Source organism: Frischella japonica (assembly GCF_014489845.1).
In the GTDB taxonomy this organism is placed as follows: Bacteria; Pseudomonadota; Gammaproteobacteria; order Enterobacterales; family Orbaceae; genus Frischella; species Frischella japonica.
In genome coordinates this window covers 24361-37064 of the sequence record NZ_JABURY010000004.1, presented here as the reverse complement: position 1 = coordinate 37064, position 12704 = coordinate 24361, and the positions used below count along the sequence as shown (strand labels likewise).

Annotated in this window: 11 protein-coding genes and 3 tRNA genes; 2 read left to right on the top strand and 12 right to left on the bottom strand. The window is 32.2% G+C overall.

The genetic code is table 11. The features are described from left to right. Position 1: 1 nt before the first annotated feature. From FcAc13_RS00930 to FcAc13_RS00900, 7 genes are all read right to left on the bottom strand, one after another. A tRNA-Arg gene (locus FcAc13_RS00930) sits at positions 2–78 on the bottom strand. A gap of 12 nt (positions 79–90) precedes the next feature. Beyond that, positions 91–183: transfer RNA gene (locus FcAc13_RS00925), tRNA-Ser, on the bottom strand. 150 nt (positions 184–333) lie between these two features. Continuing rightward, positions 334–525 (bottom strand): carbon storage regulator CsrA, encoded by a 192-nt coding sequence (gene csrA, locus FcAc13_RS00920; protein WP_187754327.1) that lies wholly within the window; start codon positions 523–525, stop codon positions 334–336. A gap of 27 nt (positions 526–552) precedes the next feature. Further along, positions 553–3186 carry an alanine--tRNA ligase gene (alaS, locus tag FcAc13_RS00915; RefSeq protein WP_187754326.1) on the bottom strand — a complete coding sequence of 878 codons (2634 nt, stop codon included), beginning with the start codon at positions 3184–3186 and terminating at the stop codon, positions 553–555. 289 nt (positions 3187–3475) lie between these two features. Further along, a complete protein-coding gene (locus tag FcAc13_RS00910; RefSeq protein WP_187754325.1) occupies positions 3476–3967 on the bottom strand; it encodes a regulatory protein RecX in 492 nt (163 codons plus the stop codon). Next, a complete protein-coding gene (gene recA / locus FcAc13_RS00905) occupies positions 3957–5000 on the bottom strand; it encodes a recombinase RecA (RefSeq protein ID WP_187754324.1) in 1044 nt (347 codons plus the stop codon). The genes FcAc13_RS00910 and recA overlap by 11 nt, the downstream gene beginning before the upstream one ends. A gap of 375 nt (positions 5001–5375) precedes the next feature. Then, positions 5376–5702: an ArsR/SmtB family transcription factor gene (locus tag FcAc13_RS00900; protein WP_187754323.1), complete on the bottom strand. Its 327-nt coding sequence runs from the start codon at positions 5700–5702 to the stop codon at positions 5376–5378. Positions 5703–5980: 278 nt separating this feature from the next. Here FcAc13_RS00900 and FcAc13_RS00895 point away from each other — a divergent pair, with 278 nt between their 5' ends. After that, positions 5981–7138, top strand: a complete 1158-nt coding sequence (locus FcAc13_RS00895; RefSeq protein ID WP_187754363.1) for an MFS transporter — start codon at positions 5981–5983, stop codon at positions 7136–7138. Positions 7139–7246: 108 nt separating this feature from the next. Here the strand turns inward: FcAc13_RS00895 and FcAc13_RS00890 are convergent, their stop codons facing one another. Beyond that, positions 7247–7684, bottom strand: coding sequence for a hypothetical protein (locus FcAc13_RS00890; protein WP_187754322.1), 438 nt, complete (start codon positions 7682–7684; stop codon positions 7247–7249). A 124-nt stretch (positions 7685–7808) separates the two neighbouring features. Further along, complete coding sequence (locus FcAc13_RS00885) at positions 7809–8387, bottom strand: hypothetical protein (RefSeq protein WP_187754321.1); 579 nt, start codon at positions 8385–8387, stop codon at positions 7809–7811. Between the two features lie 909 nt (positions 8388–9296). Between FcAc13_RS00885 and FcAc13_RS00880 the strand changes: the two genes are divergently transcribed. Then, a complete protein-coding gene (locus FcAc13_RS00880; RefSeq protein ID WP_187754320.1) occupies positions 9297–9935 on the top strand; it encodes a hypothetical protein in 639 nt (212 codons plus the stop codon). A gap of 364 nt (positions 9936–10299) precedes the next feature. Here FcAc13_RS00880 and FcAc13_RS00875 read toward each other — a convergent pair. The 3 genes from FcAc13_RS00875 to FcAc13_RS00865 form a co-directional block, all read right to left on the bottom strand. Then, positions 10300–10375 (bottom strand) — tRNA-Asn (locus tag FcAc13_RS00875). 75 nt (positions 10376–10450) lie between these two features. Next, complete coding sequence (locus FcAc13_RS00870; protein WP_187754319.1) at positions 10451–11080, bottom strand: MBL fold metallo-hydrolase; 630 nt, start codon at positions 11078–11080, stop codon at positions 10451–10453. After that, positions 11080–12513, bottom strand: a complete 1434-nt coding sequence (locus tag FcAc13_RS00865; protein ID WP_223064492.1) for an MFS transporter — start codon at positions 12511–12513, stop codon at positions 11080–11082. The genes FcAc13_RS00870 and FcAc13_RS00865 overlap by 1 nt, the downstream gene beginning before the upstream one ends. Between the last annotated feature and the right edge of the window lie 191 nt (positions 12514–12704).

The following is a 12704-nucleotide window of genomic DNA, read 5'->3' as shown; positions in this document are numbered from 1 at the left end:
ATGGTGCATCCGAAGGGATTCGAACCCCTGACCGCCCGGTTCGTAGCCGGGTACTCTATCCAGCTGAGCTACGGATGCATATTTATAAAATGGCGGTGAAAGAGGGATTCGAACCCTCGATAGAGCTTTTGACCCTATACTCCCTTAGCAGGGGAGCGCCTTCAGCCTCTCGGCCATCTCACCGTTATTTTAAAAATACTTTTTATAAAAGGATTTATAAAAAGTATGTGGCGCACATATTACGATTTATAGAAAATATGTCAAATATTTTTTACTATAATCTTTATCGTTTGCATATTTAGCACCCAATTATAGCCAAATAAATGGAAATTATCATTTGTCATTGTCGATTTCAGGGGGTTGGTACTGGTGAATTCGATTATAAATCTCTTCACGATGAATAGACACATTTTTAGGCGCATTGATTCCTATCCTAACTTGATTTCCTTTCACACCTAATACTGTAATCACAACATCATCACCGATTATCAGTGTTTCACCTACTCTCCTGGTTAAAATTAACATTAGAACTCCTATTCTTAATTATCCAGACTATATCGCTTTTAGCTTCTCACCTAACTCGTTCTTCATCAAAGATAATGCTTCAGGTAATGCAGAAATATCTGAACCACCAGCTTGAGCAAAATCAGGTCTTCCGCCGCCTTTACCACCAATTTTCCCTGCTAACTGGGAGACTAATACACCAGCTTTAATTTGGTCTGTTAAATCTTTTGTAACACCTACAGCCAAACTAATTTTATCTTCATTAATTGTTGCTAACACAATAACACCAGATTTTAATTGGTTTTTTAATCCATCAATCATTTCACGTAAAACTTTAGCTTCAGTATTATCAATTTGAGCAACCAACAATTTAATATTATTAATGGTAACAACTTTATTTAATAATTGAGCACTTTCTTGCGCAGCCTGCTGTGATTTAAGTTGTTCAATGGATTTTTCAAATGATTTCATTTGTTCCATTAACATAGACAATCGAGTTACAATATTATTCTTATCCACTTTAAGCAAAGACATTACATCACTTAGACGTTTATCATCTCTATGAGCATGATCTAATGCCATTTGTCCTGTTGTTGCTTCGATTCGTCTGACACCAGATGCAATGCTGGATTCTGATATAATTTTGAAAAAGCCGATATCGCCGGTACGAATAACGTGCGTTCCTCCACATAACTCAATTGAAAAGTCACCCATAGTCAGAACACGCACAATATCTTCATATTTTTCACCAAATAATGCCATTGCCCCCCTATTGCGAGCTTCATCAATTGGCATTAATTCTATTGAAACCGGATAATTACGACGAATTTGTTGATTAACTAAATTTTCAATTTGCTGAAGCTGTTCTAAAGAAATCGATTGCAAATGCGAAAAATCAAAACGTAAATAGCTATCGTTAACTAACGAACCTTTTTGCTGTACATGATCACCCAAAATACGTTGTAAGGCAGCCTGTAATAAGTGAGTCGCTGAATGATTACGACGAATTCGTGCGCGTAATTCACTGTCAATTGCTGCTGCGACCTTATCGCCAACTGTCAAATGCCCCTGTGATAACTTGCCGATATGACCAATGTTTTTACCATATTTTTGACTATCTTCCACATTAAAACGCGTCTCAGCGGTAGTTAGCATACCTTTATCACCGACTTGTCCACCAGACTCACCATAAAATGGTGTTTTATCGAGAATAATGACTGCCTCATCTCCTTGCTTAATTGCTTCAACTTGTTTACCTTGTTGAAAAATTGCAACTACCGTTGCCATTAATTCATCTTGTTCGTAACCCAAAAACTCTGTTTGCCCATCGAATTGAATCGTAGTGCTATAATCTACACTAAAATTATCCGATTCACGTGAACGACGACGCTGTTGTTCCATACAGCGATTGAATCCTGCTTCATCTACAGTGATATTTTTTTCTCGACAAACATCAGCAGTCAAATCAAATGGAAAACCATAAGTATCATATAATTTAAACGCAATATCCCCGGATAATTGGTTGTCAGTAATTTTAATCAATTCTTGATCGAGAAGTAGTAATCCTCTTTCTAACGTTTTCAAAAACTGTTCTTCTTCGACTTTTAATGTTTCTTCAACCTGTTTTTGATTTTTGGTTAATTGACTAGCTGCACTTTCCATCACACAAATTAAAGGTTGTACTAATTTATAAAAGAACACTTCTTTTGCGCCAAGCATATGACCATGTCTAACTGCTCGACGAATAATTCTTCTTAATACATATCCTCGTCCTTCATTAGAAGGTAACACGCCATCAGCAATCAAAAATGCACAAGAACGAATATGATCCGCTATAACACGTAGGGATTTATTCTGTAAGTCACTAATACCTATAACCTTAGCTGTATTTTGAATAAGGGTTTTAAATAGATCTATTTCATAATTAGAATTCACATGTTGTAAAACAGCCGAAATTCGCTCCAGCCCCATACCTGTATCAACTGAAGGTTTAGGCAATGGCTCCATTGAGCCATCGGATAGACGATTAAACTGCATGAAAACAATATTCCAAATTTCAATAAAACGATCACCGTCTTCTTCGGGACTACCCGGGGGGCCCCCCCATATATGATTACCATGATCATAGAAAATCTCACTACAAGGGCCACATGGTCCAGTATCCCCCATTTGCCAGAAATTATCCGATGCATAAGGTGCACCCTTGTTATCACCTATACGTATAATTTTTTCTTGCGGTATACCAATTTCATTTGCCCAAATGTTATAGGCTTCATCATCTGTAGCATAAACAGTGACAAGCAATCGTTCTTTTGGAAGATTAAACCAACCTTCTCCCGTGAGTAATTCCCATGCAAAATGAATCGCATCACGTTTAAAATAGTCACCAAAACTAAAATTACCTAACATTTCAAAAAAAGTATGATGGCGAGCGGTATAACCTACATTGTCTAAATCATTATGCTTACCACCTGCACGAACACAGCGTTGTGCGGTAGTTGCTCTTGAATAGGATCTTTTATCCATGCCAAGAAAAACATCCTTAAATTGATTCATCCCTGCATTGGTAAATAACAGCGTCGGGTCATTATGTGGAACAAGTGAGCTACTAGCAACGACCTCGTGTCCTTTACTATGGAAAAAATCAAGAAACATTTGACGAATTTCTGCGGTACTTTTCATTTCTAAATCCGATTATTATTAAAATTAAATTTTGCTTAATATACTTATATACGCATTGTACTTCAAGAAGTAGTTTTAAATTGTATTTATTAAAACTAATGTTTGTAATATTAATTTAAATAACGCATAAGCTCATTTAGCAAAATAATACCATTGTCATTAAGTTACTTAATCAACATTAAAATCTAATCCAAAATATTTAAAAGTTTTCAATTAGATAGAGTATAATTAACTTATTGAACCAAGTATACTTATTTACAATAATTTATAAATAGTTATTTGAAAAATATTACGAAATTAATGTTAAAATACAACGGATTTCTTCCTGGCAAAAGCCTCGATAAAGTAAATATTGATTAATTTTTGATTTTTGCTGTATATTTCGCAAATTGATATTTGTGAATTTTTTATTTACCTGATTTAGTGCTAGCTGATACCAATCAATATCTTTTTGATTTATGACGGCAAGAATTAAGCTCTTGTCTAAACCTTTTTGCTTAAGTTCCATAAAAATTCGATTTTTGCCATACCCTTTGCGAACGCGTATATCGATATACTGACTAATATAGTTATTATCATCAAGCCAATGACGTGATAAGCAGTATTGAATAACTGCATCTATTTGGTGAGAAATTTGATCGGAATTACCATGATAATTATCACTCTTTTTTGTAATAAAAAGTGATAATTTTTGTTTCAATTCAAATGTAGAATGGTTACGCTGTGCAAGCAATTGCACAGCTTTAGAATATAAAGTTTTATTAAGGCTGTTATAATCCATCTTCAGTAGCCGAACTATCTTCTTCTGAAGCGCTAAAACTTGCAGGATTAGTTAATAGTAACTCTCGGATTTTGGTTTCTAATTCATTAGATATCTCTTCATGTTCTTGTAGGTATTTAATTGAATTAGCCTTACCTTGGCCAATTTTTTCACCATTATAGCTATACCACGCACCAGCCTTATCAACCAATTTATTTTTAACACCTAAATCGATTAATTCACCATATTTAGATATCCCACAACCATATAAAATTTGAAATTCTGCTTGTCTAAATGGTGCAGCGACTTTATTTTTAACCACTTTTACTCGAGTATCACTACCAATTACGTCTTCTCCTTCTTTTACGGCGCCAATACGACGAATATCTAGCCGTACAGATGCATAAAATTTCAGTGCATTGCCTCCTGTTGTGGTTTCAGGATTACCAAACATTACACCAATCTTCATGCGGATTTGGTTTATAAAAATCACCAGACAATTAGCATTTTTAATATTTGCCGTTAATTTTCTTAATGCTTGCGACATTAAACGCGCTTGCAGCCCCATATGTGAGTCACCCATCTCACCTTCAATTTCAGCACGAGGTGTCAATGCCGCTACTGAGTCAACAATCACAACATCAACAGCACCAGAACGAACTAATGCATCACAAATTTCAAGTGCTTGCTCTCCTGTATCGGGTTGTGACACTAATAAATCATCAACTTGAACTCCTAACTTAGCAGCATAAATCGGATCAAGTGCATGCTCTGCATCGATAAAAGCACAAGTTTTCCCTTGTTTTTGTGCCTGAGCAATCACAGATAACGTTAATGTGGTTTTTCCTGATGATTCAGGGCCAAAGATTTCAATAATTCGCCCCATTGGCAAACCACCAATGCCTAATGCTATATCAAGTCCTAATGAACCAGTAGAAATCGCATCAACATCTAAAGTTTGAGTATCACCTAAACGCATGATAGAGCCTTTACCAAATTGTTTTTCAATTTGACTTAATGCTGCTGTCAGCGCACGTTGTTTATTTTCGTTCATAAATAAGGTTCCAATATAAAAATTCATCATCCACAATAGATAATTATTATACTGTATACTAATACAGTATCAAGAGATTTTTATATAATATGTTATAAATTAATTTAACTAACTGATTTGTTAAAATATTGCGATTAGCTTAATAAATTCGAAAAACTTAATGAAAGTTTTGACATAAATATTATCAAAGATAAAAAATAATATTATATATTAGACTTAGAAAGGAAGTTTGTAGATTTTAGAAAGACAAACACATTATTTTCTAAGAATTATAAAATAGGCAATGTTTTCTTGTAAAAACTACTTTTACCAAACTAATATCGTACTCATAATATCCCCTATTGATAACTAAATATGCCAGTATATCAATAAGTATTATTCAGATTTTGATAAAATATCCAATAATCCGGGATACTGCTTTTCTATTTCATCCCGTCGTAACATAGTCGTAGAGTGATTGCCGTTATCATACTGATTTATCAGTCCTGCATTTCTTAATATTTTAAAATGATGTGAAATTGTTGGTTTGGATAATGTTAGATTAAACGTTGTACAATGTCTAGGGACTCCAGGTTCATCACCGATTAGCGTTTTAATTATATATAGACGCGTTGGATCGGAAAGCGCTTTTAAAACCGAAAGTAAATTATTTTTCATGTCATCGTTTTTTTTTGATTGTTTTTTGTTCTCTTGAACGTTCATTACTGCTCCAATAATTTTTTTAATTGACATTTGAAACAATTACGATGAATATTAAAGCATATAACGTTCCAAATTTTTGGAATGTTATAAAATCATAAAACGTTAGTTTTGTATCAAATGAGTAAAACAAAAAGCTACTTGACCATTAAGATCAGTTAAATAGTAACATTTTAAATAAATACTGTCATTCATGGGAAATATAACAAATTAAATTTGGATTAATTAACTCATTGTAAAATTAAGTTAATTTATAGGAGGAAAAAATGTCAAATCACAACATGCCCATGGGATTATATGCTCTTGCATTGGGCGCATTCGCGATAGGATTAACTGAATTTGGTATTGTTGGTTTATTACCACAAGTAGCGAATGAATTTCATGTTTCTGAACAAGTCGCAGGATATTTAGTGTCAGGATATGCCTTAAGTGTGGCAGTAGGTGCAATAGTATTAACTGCAATTATGACTAGATATGAACGCCGAATTACACTAATTATGTTAATGGCTTTATTTATTCTTGGTAACTTAACCTCTGCAATAGCTGAAAACTACTCAATACTTATGCTTGGACGCATAATCGCAGCTTTATGTCATGGCGCATTTTTTAGTATTGGAGCAGTTGTTGCAGCAGGAATGGTTCATACGAATAAGCAAGCTGCAGCAATATCAATCATGTTTTTAGGATTGACCGTTTCGAATGTTATGGGTGTACCTGTTGGAACTTTTTTAGGTTTAAAATTTGGGTGGAGATCAACGTTCTGGGTATTAGCTATTATTGGTATAATCACTATGTTTTGTATCCGTTTACTAGTACCTGTAATAACAGTAGATAATAAATCAAATTTAAAAAATGAATTTCGCGTATTTAAAAGCCCCCAAGTTTGGATATCTATTTTTATTAGTATATTTACATTTGGTGGTGTAATTGGTGGCTTTACTTATATCGCATTTATCCTGACGAAAGTCAGCCAATTTCAAACATCATCAGTACCTTGGCTTTTAGTTTTGTTTGGGTTTGGTACATTTATTGGCAATATTATTGGCGGAAAAATGGCTGATAAAGCATTAAATAAGTCTATTGCAATACTTTTAACCTTTTTGGCAATCGTACTTGCTATCTTTGCATTAACAGCAGAAAATCAAACAATGACTGTCATTTCACTATTTCTGATGGGGAGCGTTGGTTTAGCTATCGCACCAGGGTTACAACTTAGAATAATGAGGTATGCGCCGGATGCCCCAACTGCCGCATCAGGCGCAAATATAGCAGCATTTAACATTGGTAATGCTCTTGGTGCATGGTTTGGAGGTATCACGCTTAATGCTGGATTTGGTTTCACATCACCCTTATGGGCTGGTGTTGTTTTAAGTTTAACCGGTCTGATTATTTTAAGTATCGGTGTGAAATTAAATACTAACAAACCATCATATTATTAAATGGATAGGGAAATACTGTTTTCCTTAGATATAATAGAAACAAATTATTTCAAATATGTTATTTTAAAAACCGCATAGTCGGTTTTTTCTTAATTTTATAGCCCAATATTAAAAATAGTATTTTAATTTAAAAAAGAAATTGGGCACACTTAGCAGAAAATAATCTACAAGTTTTGATATTCCAAACTCATATCCACAATCAAGTGATGATGACTTAGATAAATTCGAAAGCTCTTTTAACTCAACTTCATACAAATCATCAAAGTTATAAATTTTTTTCGAGATGATTTTATTTTTTTCATATTGCGTAATAATTTTATAGTCTTTTCCAAAATCGTCGGGTTGGTAATACGTCGTTTCGATCAATTCGCCTTTTTGATTATATTTGTTCCATAATCCAACTTGGATTCCTGTTCCATTATAAATCCCTTGGCAACCTGATAATTTTAATGTTCCATTTGGAAAATATTCTTTTATAGTTTTTTGACATGAGACATTTTCAGTGGATAAAGTTTGACTAAAATCGCGTTTATTTTCGTCAGCCAAACTTGAATTACATGAACATGAAATGAATACTATTGCGACTAGTAAATATAAATTTTTTTAGAATTACTCATCTTTTAAATTTCCCATGTTTTTTAGCTGTTTATCTTTCTTTCGAACTTAAACTTTATTCGCCATCAAATTCGACTTGTCCATTACTTATCCATTGATTATCTTTCCACTCACCATCACACATTTGTACCCCAGACCAAACGACTTCTGATTTTTTGATATCGATAATGACACATTGATAGTTTTCGTGTAGCCTTCGCTCATTGTCTGATATTTCAACATAACCTTTGATAATTGCATCCATTTTAACATAATGTTTATTATCAGATATTTTAATATCTATTGAGTCAATACCAGTATATTGGTCATCATCATATCCTTCGATTTTAGATGTAATCTCATTTTTAATTAATCTTGGATCTGAATAAAGATCGAATTCTTTATTATAAGTTAAGAAGATTAATTCTTCCTGTTCGTTGATTTTTAGTTTATAAGCATAGCAAGGTTTACCTAATAAATACGTATCAGATTGCAAAATTATCTCAGGAGAAGAAATATCTAAAACATTAGTCGCTACGTAACCATATTCGATGGGAGTGGAATGATTAACAGCTTTTTGACTGCATGTTATGTTAGCCAAAGAACATAGAATTAGTAATAATATTCTTATTATAAAATTGTTTCCTTTTACCATTAGATCAACCTATTAATATTATTTAGAACTAATTCTTTTTTATTTCTATTATTTTTTGCTAGTTCAGCTAGAAAGTAAAATCTTATCAGGGCTAAAAAAAGAACAACATTATCAAGTAAAAATCCTCGTGCTTATATTGATGATATCTTTCTCTTTTAATTCATTACATGGATTAGAAATATGTGATATCTCTTTCCATTTATTTTTTCAAATTTGATTAGCTTACTATTACTTTATAAAGTACAAATACTTTGTATCACATTCAGGAAAAAATTTATATTCATTCATTGAATTACCGTAATTTTGTATAAAAATGGAATCTATTTATAAAATCCTTTATATCAATCCATCTGCAAATAGGTATTACCGTCATCTTATATTCATTTATAGTTTCCTTTATTTTTTAAATTAACACCTTTATAAATAAAAAATGAACTCTTTGGTAATTCAATTTTTAAAGCTTTGTTACAAACGCTCTTATCAGATAATGAATAAATAACTAAAATATTGCTATTTGCATATCCTATTACTAAAAGTTTAATATTATTAAAATATATTTCATTGAGTTTAATCTGATAATTCAATAATCGGTTATTTTTTCCAACTAAATTTTTTACCCGATTGTTTTTTTTAAAACAATCCTCAGTAGTATATTGTTGTGGGTAGGCAGATGAAAAAAATGTTATTTATTGCGGTTCAAGTGATGGCAATGATACTGGAAAAATGTATGGCTAAAACCAAGAAGGTAAATGATTTACTGTTACAGGTGTTATAGATATTATTACTTATTATATATACTAAAACACTTAAGGTAAAATATAAAAAAATAGTACACATAAAACAGACTAACATCGCCATTTTCATCTGAAAAAAAGAATATAATCCAAATTATATAGAGATAACCCAAAAATGATAAAATACTTTTCCTTATATATTTTTTTATTGGTGATATGTAGTTATACAACACATAGTGAAGCTAATAGCTTAAAAAAGCTTTCAATAAGCTTTATAGAAAAAAAAAGTAACGCACAAGAATTTAGTCATATGAAAAAAATTTATGACCCAATGATTGAAAAAAATGACAAAAGATTTATAAAAAAAGAAGAATATCTAAATGTTAATAATAAAATTTATACAAATAATTTAAATGATAATGAATTCATGAAAATTTATGATTATTACGGCTATTGGAAGCCATTGAATAGGGATATTATTACAGTTTCATATTATGAAGATAGCGAGGTTAAGATTCAGGATGACAAAAATAATACAATTACTTTACAAGCAATACCCTATATAAATAAGGCAAAAACGCAATTTACTACCTTTTATATAAATTATGAAGAATCAAAATCCATTATAGACTTATATGAGATTAAAAATAATCATATAAAGCATATTTTTCATTTCGAAACAGAAAAATGGATTATTTGGGATTTGGTTTGGAATCACAATATCTTATACATAAAAGTAACTCATACTATTTGGAACGAAAAAGGTTTTTTTAGTACTGATTATAAATATAAAAAATTAATTATTGAGCAATAAAATGAAGTAATGATAGTGTAGTAAACAATAATTTAATCATCCTATAATGGAAAATGAAAGCCTTCTGACAGAAAAATAAAATCCTCTAACGATCAAACCGAAATAAAACCATTGCCGTCTCTTAGATACAAATCTTTATCAGCTGCTCAAATATTTTTCGATTTGATTATTAGTTAATCTTTTAATTATTTTTGGCATAAAATTCTTTTCCTCTTGAGAAAAATGAGAATTTTTGCTGTACCCTCATTCTTACCCGAAAAAAATTAAATTGATAAATGTATATGGATAATAGACATATAAAAAAATATAAGAAATTGATTTATAATCAAATAGAGATGTATAGATATGAGATAAAGTGGAAAGTTGGCTCCTCCAACTGGACTCGAACCAGTGACATACGGATTAACAGTCCGCCGTTCTACCGACTGAACTATGGAGGAACCGAAAAGATAGCGCGAATATTATAGATTTATGTGGCACCTGTCAATAGCAAAAGCCACATTTAATAAAATTATTTAGGTTAAATATGGATTGTTGATGCGTTCTTGACCAAATGTTGATATTCCACCATGACCAGGAATAAAAGTGAAATCATCACCAAGTGGAAATAATTTAGTTTTGATTGAAGAGATAAGATCGGGATAACTTCCTCTTGGAAAATCTGTACGACCAATACTGTTATGAAATAAAACATCACCTACTAAAGCAACTTTTTGTAAATGATTAACAAACACAATATGCCCTGGTGTGTGCCCTGGACAGTGTAATACCGACAATTGCTCCTCACCAATTTTAATAATATCTCCTTCGTTTAACCAATTATCAGGTTCAAAAGCCTCGCAGAATGGAAAACCGAACTGAACGCATTGTTGAGGTAGATTGTCCAATAAAAATCTATCTTCTTGCGAAGGTCCATAAATTTTAATTTGATAATGATTTGCTAAGGCTTTTGCTCCTCCAACATGATCAAGATGACCATGAGTTAATAAAATTTTAGTTATAGTTATATTTAACTTTTCTACTGCTTTAATCAAAAGTTCAGACTCACCACCTGGATCAACAATGGCTCCTTGTAACGTTTTTTCACACCAAATGATCGAACAATTTTCTTGAAATGATGTTACTGGGATAATTTGAAATTGCATTATTTGCTCCTTACTGTTGATGAATCAGAGTTTGATTGACTAATAAGATTTCGACCATCTTCAGGATATAATTGCCTGAATATAAGACCTGATAAACAAGTAAATATACCTAATACGACAAAAGTAATTTTAAACGCCATAGTGATATTGTGATCAGTCACTTCATCTAAATTACTGAAGATTCTGACAAGTACCGCCCCACAAGCTATACCAAAACTAATAGCCAGTTGTTGATTCACAGCCATAAGGCTATTACCACTACTAGTTAGATCATTAGGTAGGTCTGCTAATGTAATACTATTCATTGCGGTAAATTGTAATGAATTGGTGGCGCCCAAGCAAAATAACAATAATCCAAATAATATTATGGATGAGTCTCGTTCCAAGGAAACCATTGCTATAATAACAAGACCGATAAGGGTAGTATTGGTAATTAAAACTCGTCGATATCCATAATGCCGGAGTACCGGCTGTACTAATGATTTACCTAGAAATGAAGCTACCGCCATTGGCATTAACATCAGTCCAGCATAAAGTGCTGAATAACCAAAAGCGACTTGTAATAATAGCGGGACTAAAAAAGGAGCCGCTGATATGCCAAGCCGGCTAATTAAATTACCGATTATTCCAATTTTGAACGTATGAATTTTGAATAAAATTAAAGGAAAAATGGGGGAAGGAGACTTTTTGGCGTGTTTAAAATATAAAATTAAAGAAATTGAACAAACAGCAAACAATCCAATTGAAAATTGGATCTTCATATTCTGATTAATTAATTCAATAGCTAACGTTGCACAAACTACAGCTAAAGCAATAAGTATTACACCTGAGGTATCAAAAAAACTATTTTTACCTTTGATATTTGGCATATATTTCCATCCGGCTACGATACCTAATAATCCAATTGGTAGATTGATCAAAAATATCCAATGCCATGAGATATATTGCACAAAATACCCACCAAGTAATGGTCCAACTACAGGACCGACCAATCCTGGAATAGTTGAAGCATTTAATGCAGCCAAAAACTCACTACGTTTGAATGATTTAATTAAGACTAAACGTGAAACAGGTACCATCATCGCACCACCAATCCCTTGAATAATTCGAGAAATATCTAAAATAAGCAGTGACGGTGATAAAGCACAAAATAATGAACCACAGGAGAATAAAAACACAGAAAAGATAAAAATATTGCGAGTGCCAAATCGATCTGATAGAAAACCACTCACTGGAATAAATAATGCTAACGCTAATGCATAACAAATAACCGCTGATTGCATATTTAAAGGTGATTCATCGAGATCTCGCGCTATAGCGGGTAAAGCTGTATTTAAGATAGAGCTATCAAGCATTTGCATAAAAAAAGCCATTGCGGCAATCCATGGCATCATTTTATACATAATTGGGGTTATGGGATGTGTATTTGTCATTTCAGTTCTTAATTCATGATGATCGTTAATAAAATGCTTAACCTTAACATTTGATATTTTTTTACCGATTGGCCTAACCTCTAACTAGTTAATAAACAACTAGAAATAATGTGCCAAACAGAAAGTGGCTGATAGAGCAGATAAAACCTCAAAAAGTTACACCTAATAGTATCGCAAATACTGTTTTTTGC

Coding starts and splice junctions, on each gene's coding strand:
- FcAc13_RS00900 (WP_187754323.1), bottom strand. CDS start 5,702: ATGAACGTTCAAGAGAACAAAAAACAATCAAAAAAAAACGATGACATG.
- csrA (WP_187754327.1), bottom strand. CDS start 525: ATGTTAATTTTAACCAGGAGAGTAGGTGAAACACTGATAATCGGTGAT.
- recA (WP_187754324.1), bottom strand. CDS start 5,000: ATGAACGAAAATAAACAACGTGCGCTGACAGCAGCATTAAGTCAAATT.
- FcAc13_RS00865 (WP_223064492.1), bottom strand. CDS start 12,513: ATGACAAATACACATCCCATAACCCCAATTATGTATAAAATGATGCCA.
- FcAc13_RS00895 (WP_187754363.1), top strand. CDS start 5,981: ATGCCCATGGGATTATATGCTCTTGCATTGGGCGCATTCGCGATAGGA.
- FcAc13_RS00910 (WP_187754325.1), bottom strand. CDS start 3,967: ATGGATTATAACAGCCTTAATAAAACTTTATATTCTAAAGCTGTGCAA.
- FcAc13_RS00885 (WP_187754321.1), bottom strand. CDS start 8,387: ATGGTAAAAGGAAACAATTTTATAATAAGAATATTATTACTAATTCTA.
- FcAc13_RS00880 (WP_187754320.1), top strand. CDS start 9,297: ATGATAAAATACTTTTCCTTATATATTTTTTTATTGGTGATATGTAGT.
- alaS (WP_187754326.1), bottom strand. CDS start 3,186: ATGAAAAGTACCGCAGAAATTCGTCAAATGTTTCTTGATTTTTTCCAT.
- FcAc13_RS00870 (WP_187754319.1), bottom strand. CDS start 11,080: ATGCAATTTCAAATTATCCCAGTAACATCATTTCAAGAAAATTGTTCG.